Genomic DNA, 19427 nt, shown 5'->3' on the forward strand with positions numbered 1-19427 from the left:
AAACAACAAAAGGTGTCCCATGAGCTACCCCACCCTCAACTTCGGCCTCGGCGAAACCATCGACATGCTGCGCGATGCGGTCCACCACTTCGCCCAGGCCGAGCTGGCCCCGCGCGCGGCGCAGATCGACCGCGACAACGAGTTCCCCATGGACATGTGGCGCAAGTTCGGCGACATGGGCCTGCTGGGCATGACCGTGGAAGAGGAATACGGCGGCACCAACATGGGTTACCTGGCCCACGTGGTGGCCATGGAAGAGATCAGCCGCGCCAGCGCCTCGGTCGGCCTGTCCTACGGCGCGCACTCGAACCTGTGCGTCAACCAGATCCGCAAGAACGGCACTCACGAGCAGAAGCTCAAGTACCTACCCAAACTGTGCTCCGGCGAGCACGTCGGCGCCCTGGCCATGAGCGAGCCCAACGCCGGCTCCGATGTGGTGTCGATGAAGCTGCGCGCCGAGAAGCGCGGCGACCGTTACGTGCTCAACGGCAACAAGATGTGGATCACCAACGGCCCGGACGCCAACACCTACGTGATCTACGCCAAGACCGACATCAACGCCGGCTCGCGCGGCATGACCGCCTTTATCGTCGAGCGCGACTTCAAGGGCTTCTCCCGCCACCAGAAGCTGGACAAGCTGGGCATGCGCGGCTCCAACACCTGCGAGCTGGTGTTCGAGGACTGCGAGGTGCCGGAAGAGAACATCCTAGGCAGCGAAGGCGGCGGCGTGCGCGTGCTGATGAGCGGCCTGGACTACGAACGCACCGTGCTCTCCGGCGGCCCCACCGGGATCATGAGCGCCTGCATGGACGTGGTGCTGCCCTACGTGCATGAGCGCCAGCAGTTCAAGCAGTCGATCGGCGAATTTCAACTGGTGCAAGGCAAGCTCGCCGACATGTACGCCGGCATGAATGCCTCCAAGTCCTACCTGTACAACGTGGCCAAGGCCTGCGACCGCGGCGAGGAATCGCGCAAGGACGCCGCCGCCGTGATCCTCTACACCGCCGAGATGGCCACCAAGATGGCCCTGGACACCATTCAACTGCTCGGCGGCAACGGCTACACCAACGAGTACCCGGCCGGGCGCCTGCTGCGTGACGCCAAGCTCTACGAGATCGGCGCCGGCACCAGCGAGATCCGCCGCATGCTGATCGGCCGCGAGCTGTTCAACCAAACGAAATAACAACGGCCACTGACCCGTAGGGTGCGCTGTGCGCACCACCCACAACGACTTGGTGCGCACGGCGCACCCTACAGACGGTAGCCAGAAACGGAGCGCGCCAGATGGCCATCCTGCATACCCAGATCAACACCCGCTCACCGGAGTTCGCCGCCAACCAGGCGGCCATGCTCGCTCTGGTGGACGAGCTGCGCGCCCTGCTCGCCCGCATCCACGAAGGCGGCGGCGCCAAGGCGCAGCAGCGCCACACCTCGCGCGGCAAGCTGCTGCCGCGCGAACGCATCAATCGCCTGCTCGATCCCGGCTCGCCCTTTCTCGAGATCGGCCAGCTCGCCGCCCATGAGGTCTACGGCGAAGACGTGCCCGCCGCCGGGGTGATCGCAGGCATCGGTCGTGTCGAAGGTGTCGAGTGCATGATCGTGGCCAACGACGCCACGGTAAAAGGCGGCTCCTACTACCCGCTGACGGTGAAGAAACACCTACGCGCCCAGGCCATCGCCCGCGAGAACCGCCTGCCGTGCATCTACCTGGTGGACTCCGGCGGCGCCAACCTGCCGCGTCAGGACGATGTGTTCCCGGATCGCGAGCATTTCGGCCGGATTTTCTTCAACCAGGCCAATATGAGCGCCATGGGCATTCCGCAGATCGCCGTGGTGATGGGTTCCTGCACCGCCGGCGGCGCCTATGTGCCAGCCATGAGTGACGAGACCATTATGGTGCGCGAACAAGCGACCATCTTCCTCGCTGGCCCGCCGCTGGTAAAGGCCGCCACCGGCGAAGTGGTGAGCGCCGAGGAACTCGGCGGCGCCGATGTGCACTGCAAGACCAGCGGCGTGGCCGACCACTATGCCGATAATGACGAGCACGCCCTGGCTCTGGCCCGGCGCAGCATCAGCAATTTGAACTGGCGCAAGCTCGGCCAGCTCGACGTCCGCGCGCCCATCGCCCCGCGCTACCCGGCCGAGGAGCTGTACGGGGTGATCCCGTTTGATTCCAAGCAGCCGTTCGACGTGCGCGAGGTGATCGCGCGTATCGTCGACGACTCGCAACTGGATGAATTCAAGGCGCTGTTCGGCACCACCCTGGTGTGCGGCTTCGCCCGCATCAATGGCTACCCGGTGGCGATCCTGGCGAATAACGGCATCTTGTTTGCGGAATCGGCGCAGAAAGGCGCGCACTTCGTCGAACTGGCCTGCCAGCGCGGCATTCCGCTGCTGTTCCTGCAGAACATCACTGGCTTTATGGTCGGGCAGAAATATGAAGCCGGCGGAATTGCGAAACACGGCGCCAAGCTGGTCACCGCCGTGGCCTGCGCCCAGGTGCCGAAGTTCACCGTGATCATCGGCGGCAGCTTCGGTGCCGGTAACTACGGCATGTGCGGCCGTGCCTACGACCCACGTTTTTTGTGGATGTGGCCCAACGCACGAATTGGCGTGATGGGTGCGCAGCAGGCCGCCGGCGTACTGGTGCAGGTCAAGCGCGAGCAGGCGCAGCGTGCCGGCCAGCCGTACTCCGACGAGGACGAACAGCGCCTCAAGCAACCCATCGTCGAGCAGTACGAGCAGCAGGCGCACGCCTACTACTCCAGCGCGCGGCTATGGGACGACGGCGTGATCGATCCGGCGCAGACCCGCGAGGTGCTGGCCCTGGCCCTGTCCGCCAGCCTCAACGCACCGATCGAACCGACTCGTTTCGGCGTGTTCCGCATGTGACCCGACACTCCCAATTAACCGTAGGGCGGGTGCAACCCGCCATTTTCCGGCGGGTTGCACCCGCCCTACGCCGGAGTTCAGATGACCAACTTCACCACCGTACAGCTTGAGAAAGACCCGCGCGGCTTCGCCACCCTGTGGTTGAACCGCGCGGAGAAGAACAACGCCTTCAACGCCGAGATGATCCGCGAGCTGATCCTCGCCCTCGATGCCGTCGGTGAAGACAAGAGCCTGCGTTTCCTCGTCCTGCGTGGCCGTGGCAAGCACTTTTCCGCTGGCGCCGACCTGGCCTGGATGCAGCACGCGGCGACTCTGGATTACAACGCCAACCTTAACGATGCCCGCGAACTGGCCGAGCTGATGTACAACCTGCACGGTCTTAAGATCCCGACCCTGGCCGTGGTGCAAGGCGCGGCTTTCGGTGGCGCGGTAGGCCTGGCCAGTTGCTGCGACATGGCCATCGGTAGCGAGGATGCCCTGTTCTCGCTGTCCGAGGTACGCATCGGCCTGGCCCCGGCGGTGATCAGCCCCTTCGTCGTGCAGGCCATTGGCGAGCGCGCCGCCAAGCGCTACGCGCTGACCGCCGAGCGCTTCGACGGCAAGCGTGCCCGCGAACTGGGCCTGCTCGCCGAGTGCTTTCCGATTGGCGAGCTGGACTCTCAGGTCGAAGCCTGGGTCGTCAATCTGCTGCAAAACAGCCCGCAAGCCATGCGCGCCAGCAAGGATCTGCTGCGCGAAATCGGCAGCGGCGAGCTGACCCCAGCCCTGCGCCGCTACACCGAGAACGCCATCGCCCGCCTGCGCGTCAGCGCCGAGGGCCAGGAAGGCCTGCGTGCGTTCCTGGAAAAACGCCAACCTAGCTGGCAGGAGCAATGACCATGATCGACACCCTGCTGGTCGCCAATCGTGGCGAAATCGCCTGCCGTGTGATGCGTACGGCCAAGGCCATGGGCATCCGTACCGTCGCAGTGCACAGCGCCATCGATGCCAATGCACGGCATGTGCGTGAAGCCGACGTCGCGGTGAATCTCGGCGGCGCCAAGCCTGGCGAAAGCTACCTGCTGATCGACAAGATCATCGCCGCCGCCAAGGCCAGCGGCGCGCAGGCCATCCACCCGGGCTACGGTTTTCTCTCGGAGAACGCCGGCTTCGCCCGCGCCATCGAACAGGCCGGATTGATCTTCCTCGGCCCGCCCGCCTCGGCTATCGAAGCCATGGGCAGCAAGTCGGCGGCCAAATCGCTGATGGAAGCTGCCGGCGTACCGCTGGTGCCGGGCTACCACGGTGAGAAGCAGGATCTTGGTACCTTCCGCGAGGCCGCCGCACGTATCGGCTACCCGGTACTGCTCAAGGCCGCTGCCGGCGGCGGGGGCAAGGGCATGAAGGTGGCCGAGTCGGAGGCGCAGCTCGCCGAGACGCTGGAATCCGCGCAGCGCGAAGCGCAGTCGGCCTTCGGCGACTCGCGCATGCTGGTGGAAAAATACGTGCTCAAGCCGCGTCACGTGGAGATTCAGGTCTTCGCCGACCAGCACGGCAATTGCCTGTACCTCAACGAGCGCGACTGCTCCATCCAGCGTCGCCACCAGAAAGTGGTCGAGGAGGCGCCGGCGCCGGGCCTGAGCCCCGAGCTGCGCCGCGCCATGGGCGAAGCTGCGGTCAAGGCGGCGCAGGCCATCGGCTACGTCGGCGCCGGCACCGTGGAGTTCCTACTCGACGAGCGTGGCGACTTCTTCTTCATGGAGATGAACACCCGCCTGCAGGTCGAGCACCCTGTCACCGAAGCCATCACCGGCCTCGACCTGGTGGCCTGGCAGATTCGCGTCGCCCGTGGCGAGCCGCTGCCGCTAACCCAACAGCAGGTGCCGCTCAATGGCCATGCGATCGAGGTGCGCCTGTACGCCGAAGACCCGGATCACGATTTTCTCCCCGCCACCGGCACCCTGGCGCTGTACCGCGAGGCGGGTAATGGCGACGGCCGGCGCGTCGACAGCGGCGTGGCCGAGGGCGACAGCGTCTCGCCCTTCTACGACCCGATGCTGGGCAAGCTGATCGCCTGGGGCGAGAACCGCGAGCAGGCGCGCCTGCGCCTGTTGGCCATGCTCGGCAATACCCTGGTCGGCGGCGTGAAGACCAACCTGGCGTTCCTGCGGCGCATCCTCGCCCATCCGGCCTTCGCCGCGTGCGAGCTGGATACGGGCTTTATCCCGCGCCATCAGCAGCAGTTGCTGCCTGCACCGGGCGAGTTGCCGGAGGCCTTCTGGCAACTGGCAGCCGATGCCTGGGTACAGAGCGAGGCGCCGATAGAGCGCGACGACGACCCGCATTCGCCCTGGGCGACCCGCAGTGGCTGGCGCGCCGGTGGCGTGACGGAAATCGAGCTGCACCTGAGCAGTCAGGGCGAGAGCCGCAAGGTACGCGCGAGCAACCGGGCGTGCTTGCAGGGCGAAGAGCTGCTGGCGGAGATCGACGGCACGCGCCAGCGTCTACGAGCCATTCGCCGTGGCGAAAACCTCTACCTGCAATGGCGCGGTGAACTGCACGCGATCACACGCTTCGACCCCATTGCCGCCGCAGAAGCCAGCCATGCCCAGCACGGTGGCTTGAGCGCGCCCATGAACGGCAGCATCGTCCGTGTACTGGTCGAACCCGGCCAGGCGGTCGAGGCCGGCGCAGCCCTGGTGGTACTGGAGGCGATGAAAATGGAACACAGCATCCGCGCGCCCGAAGCCGGGACGGTCAAGGCGCTGTATTGCCGTGAAGGGGAAATGGTCAGCGAAGGTGCGGTGCTGGTGGAACTAGAGCCGTAGGGTGGATCACGCTTCACCGATCTACCGCATTCGCCTTGGATAAGGTGGGCTGAAGCCCACCCTACCAGCAGATCTTCGTAGGGTGGGCCGGGCGGCGATCCGCTTCAGTCGCGTAGGGTGGGCTTCAGCCCACCGTTTTGCAGAAGGTGCGCACGGCGCACCCTACGATGAAAACGAGGACATCCGATGAACCTGCCCACATCCGTACGCCTGGTCGAAGTCGGCCCGCGCGACGGCCTGCAGAACGAGAAGCAACCGATCAGCGTCGCCGACAAGGTGCGCCTGGTGGACGATCTAACAGCAGCCGGTCTGAGCTATATCGAGGTAGGTAGCTTCGTCTCGCCCAAATGGGTGCCGCAGATGGCGGGCTCTGCCGAGGTGTTCGCCGGCATTCAGCGCCAGCCAGGCGTCACCTACGCCGCCCTGACGCCCAATCTGAAAGGCCTCGAAGCCGCGCTGGAGGCAAAGGTCGAGGAAGTGGCGGTGTTCGCCGCCGCCAGCGAGGCCTTCTCGCAGAAGAACATCAACTGCTCCATCGCCGACAGCCTGCAGCGCTTCGTACCGCTGATGGAGGCGGCCAAGGCGGCGAACGTGCGTGTGCGCGGCTACGTGTCCTGCGTACTGGGCTGCCCCTACGATGGCAAAATCGCGCCCGAGCAGGTCGCCAGCGTCGCCCGTGAGCTGTACGCCATGGGCTGCTACGAGGTGTCGCTGGGCGATACCATCGGCACCGGCACCGCTGGCAAGACGCGCTCGATGCTCGAGGTGGTCGGCCGCGACATCCCGCGCGACAGGCTCGCCGGGCATTTCCACGACACCTATGGCCAGGCCCTGGCCAACATCTACGCCAGCCTGCTCGAAGGCATCAATGTGTTCGACAGCTCGGTGGCCGGCCTGGGCGGCTGTCCCTACGCCAAGGGCGCCACCGGCAACGTCGCCACCGAAGACGTGCTCTACCTGCTGCAGGGCCTGTGTATCGAAACCGGCATGGACATGGATAAGCTGATCGCCGCGGGCCAACGCATCTGCGAGGTACTGGGCAAGGCCAATGGCTCGCGGGTGGCGCGTGCTCGCCTGAGCCGATAGATGTCATCGCCTTCTGCACTGTAGGAGCGGATTCATCCGCGATTTTCGCGGCTAAAGCCGCTCCTACAAGGGGCTGCAGCGTATCGCCCCGTCGTTTTATCCAGAGTTTCGGAACCGATGAGAAAGTCGGTGCGATAGCAGCAAAGGTCGTCTGAGTTAAAGGTCAAATGCCCCGAACGCACTAAGCTGAAGCCCAGGGACAAGAACGACGAGGACTGACCATGCAGCAACCTCTGTGGACGCCTTCCGCCGAGCGTATCGCTCATACCCGCCTGGATGCCTTCCGCCGTTTCATAAACGACCGCCATGCCCTGCACCTGGCCGACTACCCTGCCCTGCATGCCTGGAGCGTCGAGCAACGCGAAGCCTTCTGGCAGGCCATCGTCGATTTCTTCCAGATCCACTTCCACGCGCCCGCCGAACGAGTACTACGCGAAGGCCCGGCAATGCCCGATGCACAGTGGTTTCCCGGTGCCACCCTGAACTTTGCCGAACACTTGCTACGTCGCCGTGACGGTCACCCGGCGCTGGTGGCCATCGGCGAGGATGGTAGCCGCGAGCAACTCAGCCATGCGCAACTGGCTGCCCATGTCGCCGGGCTGCAACGCGCCCTGCACAACGCGGGCGTGGGCATCGGTGATCGGGTGGCTGCATTCATGCCCAACACCTGGCAGACCGTGGTGGGCGTGCTCGCCACCGCCAGCCTCGGCGCCACCTGGTCGAGTTGCTCGCCGGATTTCGGCACCCAGGGGGTGATCGACCGCTTCGGTCAGATCGAGCCCAAGGTGCTGATCGCCGCTGCTGGCTACCGCTACGCCGGCAAGCAGTTGGACCTCACCGACAAGCTCAACGAAATCCTCCCGCAACTGCCCAGCCTGGAACGGCTGGTTATCGTGCCCTACTCGCGCGACGAGGCCAGCCCTACTGATTACAAGTCAGTTGCTCTAACGACCCTCTGGCAGGATTTCTACCAACCCGGCGGCGCGCCGCAGTTCACCCCTGTGCCCTTCGACCAGCCGCTGTACATCCTCTACTCCAGCGGCACCACCGGCGTGCCCAAGTGCATCGTCCACGGCGTCGGCGGCACCCTGCTGCAACACGTCAAGGAGCTGGGCCTGCATACCGACCTTGGGCCCGACGACACTCTGTTCTACTACACCACCTGCGGCTGGATGATGTGGAACTGGCTGATTTCCGGCCTGGCCCTGGGCGCCACCCTGGTGCTTTACGACGGCTCGCCCTTCCATCCCGAACCGGCCCGCCTGATCGATCTGATCGACGCCGAGGACATCTCCATCTTCGGCACCAGCGCCAAGTTCATCGCCGCACTGGAGAAAGCCGGCGTCAGACCTCGTGAAAGCCACAAGCTGAGCAGCCTCAAGGTCATTCTTTCCACCGGTTCGCCACTGGCTCACGAGAGCTTCGAGTACATCTACCGCGACGTGAAACGTGACCTGTGCCTGTCGTCGATTTCCGGCGGCACCGACATCGTCTCCTGTTTCGCCCTGGGCAACCCGACCCTGCCAGTCTGGCGCGGTGAACTGCAGTGCAAGGGCCTGGGCATGGACGTGCAGGTGTGGAACGACAATGGCCAGGCGCTGACAGGGGAAAAAGGTGAACTGGTCTGCGCCAGACACTTTCCTTCAATGCCAGTGGGCTTTTGGAACGATGCAGACGGCGAGAAATTCCGCGCTGCCTATTTCGCCACGTTCCCCGGCGTCTGGGCCCACGGCGATTATGCCGAGGAAACCGCTCATGGCGGCCTGGTCATCCACGGCCGCTCCGACGCCGTGCTCAACCCGGGTGGCGTACGCATCGGCACCGCAGAGATCTATCGCCAAGTGGAAAAGGTGCCGCAGGTGCTGGAGTCCATCGTCATTGGCCAGGATTGGCAGGGCGATGTGCGCGTGGTGCTGTTCGTACGTCTGCGTGATGGCGTGACGCTGGACGACACCCTGCGCGAAGAGATTCGCCGAATGATCCGCGCCAACACCACGCCGCGACACGTGCCGGCGAAAATCATCCAGGTCGCCGATATCCCGCGCACCCTCAGCGGCAAGATCGTCGAGCTCGCAGTACGCAACGTCGTCCACGGCCGCCCGGTGAAGAACACCGATGCCTTGGCAAACCCACAAGCGCTGGAGCTGTATCGCAGCCTGGCAGAGCTGCGAAACGAGTTGTAGCCAAAAGCCACCAGTCAGAAAAATCACTATACTGACGCCATTTTTTCGTCTTCACAGCAGCTGAGCCCTGGCCAAGGCCAACTCGGCACATGGCAAGGTGGCGGCATGAACATCATCCAGCGCAACAACGTTCAACGCTTGAAAGCGGAAACGGCCGATGCCCCAACGCTCATCTACGGCCACGGCTTCGGTTGCAATCAGGAGATGTGGAGCAAGGTCACGCCAGCCTTCAGCCAGCACTGGCACCAGGTGCTGTTTGACTATGTCGGCAGCGGCCGCTCCGATGCCAGCGCCTTCCACCCTGCCCGCTATGCCCAGTTGGAGGGCTACGTAGAAGACCTTCTGGAGGTATGCGACGCGCTCGAACTCTCGGGTGATCTGACCTTCGTTGGCCACTCGATCAGTTGCAGCGTCGGCATTCTTGCTGCCATCAGGCGGCCCGAGCTGTTCTCCCGGCTGATTCTTCTCGGCCCCTCCCCCTGTTTTCTCAACGATCCGCCCGACTATCGCGGTGGGTTCGAACGCAGTGACCTGGAAGGACTGCTGGAGCTGATGGCCCATAACTATCTGGGCTGGGCCCAGCAGTTCGCACCACTGGTATCGGCCGACGAGACTCCCGCAGTCACCCGGCAGCTCTCCGACAGCTTCTGCTCGACCGACCCCATCATGGCCCATGCCTTCGCTCAAGCTACCTTCTTTTCCGATATCCGCCCGGCGCTACAGTCGTGTCCGTCGCCCAGCCTGATCCTGCACCACCAGCGTGATGCACTGGTTCCCACATCAGTTGCCGACTATCTGCATAGCGCACTCACGGGCAGCACCTTGGAAACGCTGGACGTCAGCGGCCATTGCGCGCACATGAGCCATCCTGAACTGGTGAGCGCCACCATGCATCGCTACCTGCAGGGAGCACGCACACGTGTTCTATCTTGATCGCCTACCCGGCCCGGTACTGGTCACTGACTGCAACGGCCGAATCAAGCACTCCAATTGCGATTTCAAGCGCCTGGCAGGTGCGGGCGCGGCCGAAGGCATGGATCAGTTCTTTCCGCCGGCCAGTCGCATCTTCCTGCATACCCACGCCTGGCCCCTGTTGCTGCGCAACGGCGAGTTCAGTGAGCTTTACCTGCAACTGCAATCAGAAAACGGCCAGGCAATACCCGTCATGGCCAACGCACGCATCAGCGAAGTCGATGCCACGCCGGAGGTTATCTGGCTGTTCTTCGTCGCCAAGGATCGCCAACGTTTCGAGGCAGAGCTGCTCAAGGCTCGCGAACAGGCGCAGGAAAGCGCAGCACAACTGGCCAAGGCCAACCTGGCGCTGCAGAGCGCCTACGCCCAGTTGGCCAACTACGCGGTGGAAATTCAGAGTGAAGCCGAGCAGCTTGCACAACTGAGCCATACCGACCCACTGACTGCGCTGAGTAATCGCAGAGCGCTGTCAGTGCATGTCGAGCAGTGGCTCGGCAGCGTCAGCGACCTGGCTTGCGGCAGCCTTTTGTTGATTGATATCGACCACTTCAAACAGATCAACGATCGCTTCGGCCACGCCGAGGGAGATCGAGTTCTGGTGGATATGGCGCAACGTCTTCTGGCCAGCGTGCGCAGTGGCGACAGCGTGGTGCGCTACGGCGGCGAGGAGTTCGCGATATGGCTACCCAACGCCGATCTCGCTGAAGCCAGCGATATCGCCGAGCGCGTGCATGATCAGGTCAAGGCGCTTGAGATCGCCAACGAATCGGTCACGGTAAGCATCGGCATCGCCAGCCTGAAACCCTGCGACCGCTACCTGGAGCGTCTGCTGGCGGCAGCCGACAAAGCCCTTTACACAGCCAAAGCCCAGGGCAGGAATCGCAGCATTCGGCACGAGTAGCCGGCTCAGGCTCGGTCGCTGCATCGGGCTGCAAACGCCTCCTATACTGGAGCGACAATGACAACAGGATGTTCGTCGTGAACACGTTTTTCTGCCTGCTGCTTGCCTTGCTGGTGGCCGGAGCTGCATCAGCCGATGAGCCTATCAAGCTCTACATGCCGGAGGCGCCGCCGCTGACTCTGCATCATTACGAGGGCGGCCATGGCATGGCAGGTGACGTGGTACTGGCTGCGCTGGCTAGGATCGGCAAACTCACCGACATCGTCGCCGAGCCCTGGCCACGCGCCCAGGTCAACGTGTCCAGGGGCAGGAACATGCTGATCATTCCCCTGTCGCGAACGCCAGAGCGCGAGGAGCTATATACCTGGATTGCCTCGATCATGGAGCTGGAGCGCGCCTTCTTCAGCCTCGACGAGCCGGTCACCAGTTTCATGCAGGCCCGTCAGCGTTATCGCCGCATAGGTGTCGGCATGGGCACGGCGCAGGTGGGCATCCTGCAGCGCCAGGGTTTCAGCGACGAGCAGATCGTGCAACTCAAGCTGGGCGAAAACCCGGCCCATCTGCTCGGCCTTGGACGTATCGACGCCTGGTTCACCGGGGGTGCCGGAGGCGCTGTACATCTGGGAAAGCTCGGCCTATCGCGAGCAGAATCTGCGCAGGAGCCCGACCCTGGCCAGTACCGGCCTGTATCTGGGCTGCTCGAAGGACTGCGATGCGCAACTGGTCGAACAACTGCGCGCCGCCATCAGCGAACTGGAAGAGGAAGGCGTCAGCCAGCGGCTGCGTCAGGCCTATTTGCCGCTGCAGCCCGACCCCTAGGCTCTGTACGAAAAATGCCTGCGCTCGGTGATGCTGCGTTAAAAACAGGCTGGAACGCCAGCCCGGTCAAATGCTCATTTACAGCTCGTAAACTCGAATGCGAGCCCAGTCCGTTCTTCGCCTGTTTTTGCGGGGCCGCCATCGGTATTGCCTGACCTTCGCTCGGCGACTTTTCGTACAGACCCTAAATCCCCTGCCGCCCCGGGTCTTCCGGCGGTTGCTCCTGCTCGATGTCCTCCAGTTTCAGCTCCAGCCCCCAGTCGCCTGCAGCAGCGGCTTTCGCTGCGGGAGCCGGCGTTACCACCGGCGCAGCGGCGGCGGGTGCAGGCCTGGCATTGGCCGGATTGTCGCGATGGAGCTTGAGCTTCAGGCGCACGTTGTTCGCCGAGTCGGCGTTCTTCACCGCTTCTTCTTCGTCGATCGCACCTTCGTGCACCAGGTCGATCAGCGCCTGATCGAAGGTCTGCATGCCAAGGTTCTTGGATTTCTCCATGATTTCCTTGAGCTCGGAAAACTCGTTGCGCTTGATCAGGTCGCGCACCGTCGGCGTACCCAGCATCACCTCCACCGCGGCGCGGCGCTTGCCATCGACGGTTTTGACCAGACGCTGCGAAACGAACGCCTTGAGGTTGTTGCCCAGGTCGTTGAGCAGTTGCGGGCGGCGATCCTCGGGGAAGAAGTTGATGATGCGATCCAGGGCCTGGTTGGCGTTGTTGGCATGCAGCGTGGAAATCGCCAGGTGCCCGGTATCGGCGAAGGCCAGGGCATGCTCCATGGTCTCGCGGTCGCGGATCTCGCCGATCAGGATCACGTCCGGCGCCTGGCGCAGGGTGTTCTTCAGCGCGGCATGGAAGCTGCGAGTGTCCACGCCCACCTCGCGCTGGTTGATGATCGACTTCTTGTGCCGGTGCACGTATTCAACCGGATCTTCGATGGTGATGATATGGCCACCGCTGTTGCGGTTGCGGTAGTCGATCAGCGCCGCCAGGGAGGTCGACTTGCCCGAACCGGTACCGCCGACGAACAGCACCAGGCCGCGCTTTTCCATCACCGTGCCGAGCAGCACTTCGGGCAGTTTGAGGTCTTCGAAGCGCGGAATATCCAGCTTGATGTTGCGCGCGACGATGGACACCTCGTTACGCTGTTTGAAGATGTTGATGCGAAAACGCCCCACACCGGCCAGCGATATCGCCAGATTCATCTCCAGTTCGCGCTCGAATTCCTCACGCTGGGCACTGTCCATGATCGAATCGGCAATGGCAGCCACATCGCCCGCCTTCATCGGCTCCTGGCTCAGCGCCTTGAGCACGCCATTGAACTTCGCGCAGGGCGGCGCGCCGGTAGACAGATAGAGATCGGAACCATCCTGGGTGGACAGGATTTTCAGCATTGCTTGGAGATCCATGGCGGCGTTTCCGTGAGCGCGATTGAAATACCATAGGCCATGATTGATCCGCGCTGCGGACAACACACAACCCATAAAATTGACGCCATTCTGCTGGCGCAATGAATGCTGGCACAATAGCGCCCTGACAGATTTGAGGAACCCATCAATGGCAAAGGCAATGGCCCGCCACATCCTGGTCAAGACCGAAGCGGAAGCCGCCGCGCTGAAGAAGCGCATTGCCGCCGGCGAGGCTTTCGACATGCTGGCGCGCAAGCACTCCACCTGCCCCTCCGGCAAGAAAGGTGGCGACCTCGGTGAAGTGCGGCCCGGGCAGATGGTGCGTGCAGTGGATCAGGTGATCTTCAAGAAGGCGCTGCGTGAAGTGCACGGCCCGGTGAAGACCCAGTTCGGCTATCACCTGATCCAGGTGTTCTATCGCGATTGAGCCCTGCTCAGGCGCCTGGCTCGCCCATGAACTCGATGATCTTGCTCCTCAGCCAGCGCTCGGCGGGATCGTTGTCGGTCACCCCGCTCCAGACCATGGACAGATCCGAATTGACCAGCTCGAATGGCGGGTCATCGGCACGCAGGCGGGTCCCTTCGATCAGCGCCGCCGCGGCAAAATCCGGTACCGTGGCGAGCATTTCCGTACCGGCGATGATCGAGCGCAAGCCACTGAACTGCGGCACCGCCAGCACCACACGGCGCGAGCGATCCAGACGCGCCAGGTCGTTGTCGATGTTGCCGCACAGATCCCCCGAGAACGACACCAGCGCATGCGGACGCGAACAGTACTCGTCCAGCGTCAGTGCGCCAGGGCGGTCATCGCCGCGTAGCACCTTGACCTTCATCTCGCGCAGCTTGCGCCGCTTGGCGTTGGCCGGCAGCTCGGTGGTGTAGCTGACGCCTACGGAAATTTCCCCCGAGGCCAACATCGCTGACATCAACAGGAAGTGAACCCGGCGCACCACGATCACCACCTCCGGCGCCTCTTCGCGAATCTGCTTGAGCAAGGCCGGGAACAGGCCGAACTCGGCATCATCGGACAGACCGATGCGGAAGGTGTCGCGGTTGGTCGCTGGATTGAACTCGCGAGCACGACTGACCGCGCCCGAGATGGTGTCCATCGCAGGTTGCAGCTCCTTGAGAATCGCCAGCGCTCGCGCCGTCGGTTCGAAACCACGGCCGTTGCGCACCAGCAACGGATCGTCGAACAGATCACGCAGCCGGGCCAGCGCCGCACTGACTGCCGGCTGGCCAAGAAAGAGTTTCTCGGCGGCACGGGTCAGGTTCTTCTCGAACATCAGGGTTTCGAAGATCACCAGCAGATTCAGGTCGACGCGGCGCAGGTCGTTGCGATTCATTCAGGGGTCTCGGAGCACGGTGTGATCGACGCATTAAAGCGGCAACCTCCGTGCCACATAGCCCGGATCAGAGGCCCAACTCGGATAGCCCCGGATGATCGTCAGGACGACGCCCCTGGGGCCAGCGAAACTTGCGCTCGGACTCCTGAATGGGCAGGTCGTTGATGCAGGCATAGCGATTGATCATCAGGCCGTCGGCGCCGAACTCCCAGTTCTCGTTGCCGTAGGAGCGAAACCAGTTGCCCGAGTCGTCGCGCCATTCGTAGGCATAGCGCACGGCAATGCGGTTGTCGGTGAACGCCCAGAGCTCCTTGATCAGACGGTACTCCAGCTCCTTGGCCCACTTGCGCTCGAGGAAGGCACGCGCCTGATCGCGACCATTGGCGAACTCGGCACGGTTGCGCCAGCGCGTATCGAGGCTGTAGGCCAGGGCTACCTTGGCGGCATCACGACTGTTCCAGCCATCCTCGGCCAGGCGGACCTTCTCGATGGCGCTCTCGCGAGTGAACGGCGGCAACGGAGGACGAACTTCAGTAGTTGACGACATGACGGCACCTCAGGCTTGCGGGGGATTTAGCCCATCACTGGGCGACAGGGTTTGCAGGAGCAGTTGCGCGGTGCGACCAGCACTGTCGGCCGCGTCGGCCTGGCCGGTGACCATGGCGACGGCCGTTGCGCCATCGATCAGCAGGAGAAACTGCCTGGCCATCTCCTCGGGATCGGCAAAGCCGCAGGCCGTGGTCAGCTCGTTCAGATAGGCCAGCAAGCGCTGCTTGTGCAGCAACGCGACGGCGCGGATCTCGCTGTCGGGATCACCGACCTCCCCTGCCGCATTGATGAAGGCACAGCCATGGAAATCAGGTGCGGAGAACCAGCTGCGCAGCAGTGGGAACACGGCCAGTAGCCGCTCGCTCGGCGATCCAGCAGAAGTGCCGGCGATGAACCATTGCATCCAGCGCTCATCACGCGCGCGCAACGCGGCAGCGATCAGCGCTTCCTTGGTCGAATAGAGGCGATAGATGCTTTTGCGCGCCACCCCTGATGCCTTGACGATGGCGTCCATCCCGGTGGCGTTGATACCACCGGCATAGATCAGGCTTTCAGTGGTTTGCAGCAAACGCTGTTGGGTCGAGGCGTCTTCTAGCATGGGGTTCAACCGCAGAGAATGATCGTTCTCGACAAGGTAGAACGATCATTCTCGTCAATCAACTCAATTCTCGAAACGCAGGATCAACGGCATCTCAACCAGGCTTCAGCTGAGACCCGCGACACCTGGTCCGATGCCAACCGCGCCGGTTCCAGGGGTGGATCCAGTCGCTGGGCTATAACTCAATGCCGCGACAACACTGGCGCATGCTCGGCCATCAGCGCTACCACCCAGTCGATGAATACCCGCAGCTTGGCACTGACATGGCGGTTCGGCGGGAAGGCCAGGTACATCGGCATCGGTTTCATCTGCCAGTCCTCGAATAAACGCACCAGCTCCCCGCTGGCCAGGTGTGGTTTGGCCATGTAGTGCGGCAGCCAGAGCATACCCAGGCCCGCCAGGCCCGCAGCCAGATAGGCGTTGCCATCGTCGACCGTCAGCAGCGGGCGGCCATGGGCCTCGATGCGTTCTTCACCCCGCTGCATCGCATAGGGCAAGGCCTTGCCGGTGCGCGACCAGAGAAAACCCACCGTGTGATGACCAGCCGCCTCCAGCTCGCGCGGATGCATCGGCGTGCCGGCGCGTTGTAGATAACCCCGCGTGGCGTAGATGCCGAGTTGCAGATCGCCGAGATGCCGCGCGATCAGCGACTGATCGGTGATCTCACCGCCGCGCACCACGCAGTCGACGTTCTCGCCGATGATGTCGATGAGACGGTCGCTCACGCCCAGGGTCAGCTGAATTTCCGGATAGCGCGCATAGAACCCCGGCAAGGCCGGGATCAGCAGCATGCGCGCGAAGGGGCTGGGCACGTCCACGCGCAGACGGCCGCGCGGCGCCATCGATGCGCTGGACAGGCTGGTCTCGGCGTCATCGACATCCGCCAGCAGACGCACCACACGTTCGTAGTAGGCGGCTCCGTCAGCGGTGACGTTGACCTTGCGCGTGGTGCGGTTGAGCAGGCGCACGCGCAGCCGTGCTTCGAGTTGCTGAACGAGCTGGGTCACGCTGGTCTTGCTCATGTGCAGGGTGGCGGCTGCCTTGGTGAAACTGCCGGTTTCCACCACGCGGGCGAAGGCCTGCATCGCATCGAAACGATCCATTTCACGTCTCTCTCGGCTCTTGATTGTTTGGATTCTACAAACAGTCATGACCAGAGTTGCTCGTTTATCCAGCCCTGCCGTGTTTTTAAAGTGATTCCATCGTTAACAGCGGGCCGTAGTGGCCCAGATGGAGGCAACAATGACCAGCAAACGTGATGTGGTTTTCCCGGCCGACCGCCATGACCTGTATGAACTTCATCGCTATTCACCGGCGATTCGTTCCAACGGTTTTCTGTTCGTTTCCGGCCAGGTCGGCAGTCGCAAGGACGGCTCGCCCGAGCCCGACCTGAAGGAGCAGGTACGCCTGGCCTTCGCCAACCTCAATGCGATCCTTGCCGAGGCCGGTTGCAGCTTCGAAGACGTGGTCGACACCACCGTGTTCATGGTCGACCCGCACGCGCAGTTCGAGACCATCTGGGAGGTGGTAGCCGACTATTGGGGCGAAGCCCCGTATCCGACAGTGACCGCTATCGGCGTGACCTGGCTGTCCGGCTTCGACTTCGAGATCAAGGTGATCGCCAAACTGCCGCAATAAGCAGCGGTTGCGCCCCTGCAGACGAGGGCGCGACTGAAAGGCTCAGAGGTGAGTGAAGACGCGCTCAGCTGGCAGACGCGACTTCGGCAGCGCCGCATTGAAATCGCCGTCGCTGTGATACCCCAGCGCCACCGCGACCATGCTGCTCAGCCCCTGAGCGGCCAGCCCCAGCTCTTCATCCAGCGCCTCGCGGTCGATGCCCTCCATCGGCGTGGCATCCACGCCCTTGGCCGCAGCGCCCAGGAGCAAGGTGCCCAGCGCCAGATAAGCCTGTTTCTCCGCCCAATGCGGGATATCGCCGAGGCCGCGGTGCAGTTCGACGTAGCTGCTGCGGGTGTTGTGCTGGGTGGTGCGCGCCGCGTCATCGCGGAAGCGGCCATCATCGGCCTCCTGCTGCAGCACATCGGCCAGGTACGCATCATCGAGGTCACGACGGGCGCAGATCAGGATCACGTGCGAGGCATTGAGGATCTTCGGCTGGTTGTAGGCGAAGCCACTCTGAGCGCCCTTGGCCAGGCGCGCCTTGCCTTCGGCAGTGCTCGCCACGACGAAATGCCAGGGCTGCGAATTGACCGAAGACGGCGACAGGCGCAGCAACTCCAGCAGCTCGTCGATGATCGCCTGATCCACCTGGCGGCTGGCATCGTAAGCCTTGGTGGTGTAACGCTGACGCGCGAAAGAAACGGGGCTCATGAACACTCTCCTGATCGGTAGATGACGCGAAATGGACGCCAGTCTGCAACATGCCTGTGCATGAAAAAAGCAGGCAAAGCCGCTAGGAGTTTCAAAGCACAGATGAAAATGCAGGCATCGACTCGCTAGCGAGCCAAGCCAGCGCTCTGCAAACACTCGATAAAACCCGCCACGGCCGCAGAGCGGCTGACCTTGGGATACAACGCACCGATCTCGCGATGGATCGGCGTCGGGCCGAGCCTGATGGCGCGAACGCTCACCGGCAGCGGCAGGATGGTTTCCGTCAACGGCACCACGGCCACGCCAAGGCCGCTCTCGACCATCGACAGCATCGCCTGGATATCGTCGACCTCGATCCACTCCTGCAACGTTAAAGAGTGGTCGCGTAAAAAGCGCTCCACCTGGCGACCACCGAAGGAGGAGCGGCTATAGCGGATAAAGGGCTGCTCGCGAATCACCGACAGCCAGTCATCGCCAGCCACGTTGCTGGCGGCAAGCAGCACGTAGTTCTCGCATGCCAGCGGCGTCCACTCCAGCTCCCGCGGCGGCTCGAACGCCGGACGAATGAGGATCGCCAGGTCGAGCTCCCCCGCTTCGACTCGATCCATCAACTGCAGGGAAACGCCAGGCGACAGATTCACCCGGCAGTTGGCAAAGCGCTGGCGGAACGGCACCAGCGCGCGCGTGAGGATGGTCGCGTGCACCGAGGCGATCGCGCCGATCTCCAGCGGTTTGGCCCATTCCTCGTCTTGAGTCGGCTCGCCCAAGGCATCGAAACCGGCGACCAGCGCCTCGGCACGCGCCAACGTACGCAGCCCTGCAGCATTCAGCGTGGCCGAGCGACCGGTGCGATCGAACAGGGCGAACCCCAGGCTTTCTTCCAGGCGGCGCATATGCCCACTGACGGCCGCCTGGGTCAGGCCGATACGCTCACCAGCGGCGCTGAAGGTGCCATAGCGCGCTACCGCGATAAGGGTTCGCAGTTCGATGATCATGGCGATTGATAATATTTTGTTTTGCTCATGATCAGAACATATAGTTTTTTAAGAGGCTTGTCGCCGAATAGGATGATTCCACTCACCAACGAGGGAACCCCGATGGCCGCACTATGCCCGTTCCACCTGGCCTTTCCGGTTGACGACCTGGCCGCCGCCCGCAATTTCTACGGCAACCTGCTCGGTTGCAGCGAAGGTCGCAGCTCGTCAGAGTGGATCGACTTCAATTTCTACGGCCACCAGATCGTCGCCCACCTGGCACCTGACGAAGCAGGCGCGGTACCGGCCAACGCGGTCGATGGCCACGGCGTGCCGGTGCGCCACTTCGGCGTCGTCCTGCCGATGCACGACTGGCAGGTCGCTGCCGATAAACTCAGCGCCGCCGGTGTCGAGTTCATCATCAAGCCCTATATCCGCTTCAAGGGCGAGCCGGGCGAACAGGCGACGATGTTCTTCAAGGACCCGAGCGGCAACGCCGTCGAAATGAAGGCCTTCGCCGACATCAACAACCTGTTCGCCCGCTGACAGCGAAAGGAACGCCCC

At 63.2% G+C, this 19427-nt stretch carries 18 protein-coding genes and 1 pseudogene; 12 read left to right on the plus strand and 7 right to left on the minus strand.

All coding sequences use genetic code 11. The annotated features are described in order from the left end of the window. Nucleotides 1-19: 19 nt before the first annotated feature. From BLT86_RS07460 to BLT86_RS07500, 9 genes and pseudogenes are all read left to right on the plus strand, one after another. The gene (locus BLT86_RS07460) at nt 20-1183 is read left to right on the plus strand and encodes an isovaleryl-CoA dehydrogenase (protein WP_092375768.1); all 1164 of its coding nucleotides are present in this window, start codon (nt 20-22) and stop codon (nt 1181-1183) included. A 101-nt stretch (nt 1184-1284) separates the two neighbouring features. Further along, nucleotides 1285-2892, plus strand: a complete 1608-nt coding sequence (locus BLT86_RS07465) for a carboxyl transferase domain-containing protein (protein ID WP_092375774.1) — start codon at nt 1285-1287, stop codon at nt 2890-2892. An 81-nt stretch (nt 2893-2973) separates the two neighbouring features. Continuing rightward, nucleotides 2974-3768: a gamma-carboxygeranoyl-CoA hydratase gene (locus BLT86_RS07470; RefSeq protein ID WP_092375776.1), complete on the plus strand. Its 795-nt coding sequence runs from the start codon at nt 2974-2976 to the stop codon at nt 3766-3768. A 2-nt stretch (nt 3769-3770) separates the two neighbouring features. After that, complete coding sequence (locus BLT86_RS07475) at nt 3771-5699, plus strand: acetyl/propionyl/methylcrotonyl-CoA carboxylase subunit alpha (RefSeq protein ID WP_269458108.1); 1929 nt, start codon at nt 3771-3773, stop codon at nt 5697-5699. Nucleotides 5700-5885: 186 nt separating this feature from the next. After that, on the plus strand, nt 5886-6785 hold the full coding sequence (locus BLT86_RS07480; RefSeq protein WP_092375782.1) for a hydroxymethylglutaryl-CoA lyase: 900 nt from the start codon (nt 5886-5888) through the stop codon (nt 6783-6785). 221 nt (nt 6786-7006) lie between these two features. Next, nucleotides 7007-8968, plus strand: coding sequence for an acetoacetate--CoA ligase (locus BLT86_RS07485; RefSeq protein ID WP_092375784.1), 1962 nt, complete (start codon nt 7007-7009; stop codon nt 8966-8968). A 105-nt stretch (nt 8969-9073) separates the two neighbouring features. Next, nucleotides 9074-9901 (plus strand): alpha/beta fold hydrolase, encoded by an 828-nt coding sequence (locus tag BLT86_RS07490; RefSeq protein ID WP_092375787.1) that lies wholly within the window; start codon nt 9074-9076, stop codon nt 9899-9901. Further along, entirely contained in the window at nt 9888-10841 is a 954-nt protein-coding gene (locus BLT86_RS07495) for a sensor domain-containing diguanylate cyclase (RefSeq protein WP_092375790.1), read from the plus strand. Before BLT86_RS07490 ends, BLT86_RS07495 begins: the two co-directional genes overlap by 14 nt. A gap of 68 nt (nt 10842-10909) precedes the next feature. Beyond that, nucleotides 10910-11660: pseudogene (locus BLT86_RS07500) on the plus strand (substrate-binding periplasmic protein). Nucleotides 11661-11844: 184 nt separating this feature from the next. On the opposite strand, the gene BLT86_RS07505 reads toward BLT86_RS07500, so the two are convergent. Beyond that, nucleotides 11845-13065 (minus strand): PilT/PilU family type 4a pilus ATPase, encoded by a 1221-nt coding sequence (locus tag BLT86_RS07505; protein ID WP_031306579.1) that lies wholly within the window; start codon nt 13063-13065, stop codon nt 11845-11847. Between the two features lie 148 nt (nt 13066-13213). On the opposite strand from BLT86_RS07505, the gene BLT86_RS07510 reads away from it, so the two are divergent. Then, on the plus strand, nt 13214-13492 hold the full coding sequence (locus BLT86_RS07510; RefSeq protein WP_092375795.1) for a peptidylprolyl isomerase: 279 nt from the start codon (nt 13214-13216) through the stop codon (nt 13490-13492). Nucleotides 13493-13499: 7 nt separating this feature from the next. Here BLT86_RS07510 and BLT86_RS07515 read toward each other — a convergent pair whose 3' ends face one another. The 4 genes from BLT86_RS07515 to BLT86_RS07530 form a co-directional block, all read right to left on the minus strand. Then, nucleotides 13500-14411 carry a LysR family transcriptional regulator gene (locus tag BLT86_RS07515; RefSeq protein WP_092375800.1) on the minus strand — a complete coding sequence of 304 codons (912 nt, stop codon included), beginning with the start codon at nt 14409-14411 and terminating at the stop codon, nt 13500-13502. A gap of 67 nt (nt 14412-14478) precedes the next feature. After that, on the minus strand, nt 14479-14958 hold the full coding sequence (locus tag BLT86_RS07520; RefSeq protein WP_092375803.1) for a nuclear transport factor 2 family protein: 480 nt from the start codon (nt 14956-14958) through the stop codon (nt 14479-14481). A gap of 9 nt (nt 14959-14967) precedes the next feature. Beyond that, a complete protein-coding gene (locus BLT86_RS07525; protein WP_092375806.1) occupies nt 14968-15558 on the minus strand; it encodes a TetR/AcrR family transcriptional regulator in 591 nt (196 codons plus the stop codon). Nucleotides 15559-15740: 182 nt separating this feature from the next. Continuing rightward, nucleotides 15741-16661, minus strand: coding sequence for a LysR family transcriptional regulator (locus tag BLT86_RS07530; RefSeq protein WP_092375809.1), 921 nt, complete (start codon nt 16659-16661; stop codon nt 15741-15743). Nucleotides 16662-16800: 139 nt separating this feature from the next. Between BLT86_RS07530 and BLT86_RS07535 the strand changes: the two genes are divergently transcribed. Continuing rightward, on the plus strand, nt 16801-17196 hold the full coding sequence (locus tag BLT86_RS07535) for a RidA family protein (RefSeq protein WP_092375811.1): 396 nt from the start codon (nt 16801-16803) through the stop codon (nt 17194-17196). Between the two features lie 42 nt (nt 17197-17238). On the opposite strand, the gene nfsB is transcribed toward BLT86_RS07535, so the two are convergent. Together nfsB and BLT86_RS07545 are read right to left on the minus strand one after the other, a co-directional pair. Continuing rightward, nucleotides 17239-17889: an oxygen-insensitive NAD(P)H nitroreductase gene (gene nfsB, locus BLT86_RS07540; RefSeq protein ID WP_079783636.1), complete on the minus strand. Its 651-nt coding sequence runs from the start codon at nt 17887-17889 to the stop codon at nt 17239-17241. A 125-nt stretch (nt 17890-18014) separates the two neighbouring features. Beyond that, nucleotides 18015-18884, minus strand: coding sequence for a LysR family transcriptional regulator (locus BLT86_RS07545; protein ID WP_092375814.1), 870 nt, complete (start codon nt 18882-18884; stop codon nt 18015-18017). Between the two features lie 102 nt (nt 18885-18986). On the opposite strand from BLT86_RS07545, the gene BLT86_RS07550 reads away from it, so the two are divergent. Continuing rightward, nucleotides 18987-19409 carry a VOC family protein gene (locus tag BLT86_RS07550; RefSeq protein ID WP_092375817.1) on the plus strand — a complete coding sequence of 141 codons (423 nt, stop codon included), beginning with the start codon at nt 18987-18989 and terminating at the stop codon, nt 19407-19409. Nucleotides 19410-19427: the final 18 nt, after the last annotated feature.

It is taken from the genome of Pseudomonas sihuiensis, assembly GCF_900106015.1.
Taxonomy (GTDB): Bacteria; Pseudomonadota; Gammaproteobacteria; order Pseudomonadales; family Pseudomonadaceae; genus Aquipseudomonas; species Aquipseudomonas sihuiensis.

Bases quoted from the DNA above. Each gene is read 5' to 3' on its own strand.
- BLT86_RS07505 (WP_031306579.1), bottom strand. From the start codon at position 13,065: ATGGATCTCCAAGCAATGCTGAAAATCCTGTCCACCCAGGATGGTTCC.
- BLT86_RS07525 (WP_092375806.1), bottom strand. From the start codon at position 15,558: ATGCTAGAAGACGCCTCGACCCAACAGCGTTTGCTGCAAACCACTGAA.
- BLT86_RS07490 (WP_092375787.1), top strand. From the start codon at position 9,074: ATGAACATCATCCAGCGCAACAACGTTCAACGCTTGAAAGCGGAAACG.
- BLT86_RS07480 (WP_092375782.1), top strand. From the start codon at position 5,886: ATGAACCTGCCCACATCCGTACGCCTGGTCGAAGTCGGCCCGCGCGAC.
- BLT86_RS07465 (WP_092375774.1), top strand. From the start codon at position 1,285: ATGGCCATCCTGCATACCCAGATCAACACCCGCTCACCGGAGTTCGCC.
- BLT86_RS07530 (WP_092375809.1), bottom strand. From the start codon at position 16,661: ATGGATCGTTTCGATGCGATGCAGGCCTTCGCCCGCGTGGTGGAAACC.
- BLT86_RS07475 (WP_269458108.1), top strand. From the start codon at position 3,771: ATGATCGACACCCTGCTGGTCGCCAATCGTGGCGAAATCGCCTGCCGT.
- nfsB (WP_079783636.1), bottom strand. From the start codon at position 17,889: ATGAGCCCCGTTTCTTTCGCGCGTCAGCGTTACACCACCAAGGCTTAC.
- BLT86_RS07460 (WP_092375768.1), top strand. From the start codon at position 20: ATGAGCTACCCCACCCTCAACTTCGGCCTCGGCGAAACCATCGACATG.
- BLT86_RS07485 (WP_092375784.1), top strand. From the start codon at position 7,007: ATGCAGCAACCTCTGTGGACGCCTTCCGCCGAGCGTATCGCTCATACC.
- BLT86_RS07515 (WP_092375800.1), bottom strand. From the start codon at position 14,411: ATGAATCGCAACGACCTGCGCCGCGTCGACCTGAATCTGCTGGTGATC.
- BLT86_RS07545 (WP_092375814.1), bottom strand. From the start codon at position 18,884: ATGATCATCGAACTGCGAACCCTTATCGCGGTAGCGCGCTATGGCACC.
- BLT86_RS07550 (WP_092375817.1), top strand. From the start codon at position 18,987: ATGGCCGCACTATGCCCGTTCCACCTGGCCTTTCCGGTTGACGACCTG.
- BLT86_RS07510 (WP_092375795.1), top strand. From the start codon at position 13,214: ATGGCAAAGGCAATGGCCCGCCACATCCTGGTCAAGACCGAAGCGGAA.
- BLT86_RS07470 (WP_092375776.1), top strand. From the start codon at position 2,974: ATGACCAACTTCACCACCGTACAGCTTGAGAAAGACCCGCGCGGCTTC.
- BLT86_RS07535 (WP_092375811.1), top strand. From the start codon at position 16,801: ATGACCAGCAAACGTGATGTGGTTTTCCCGGCCGACCGCCATGACCTG.
- BLT86_RS07520 (WP_092375803.1), bottom strand. From the start codon at position 14,958: ATGTCGTCAACTACTGAAGTTCGTCCTCCGTTGCCGCCGTTCACTCGC.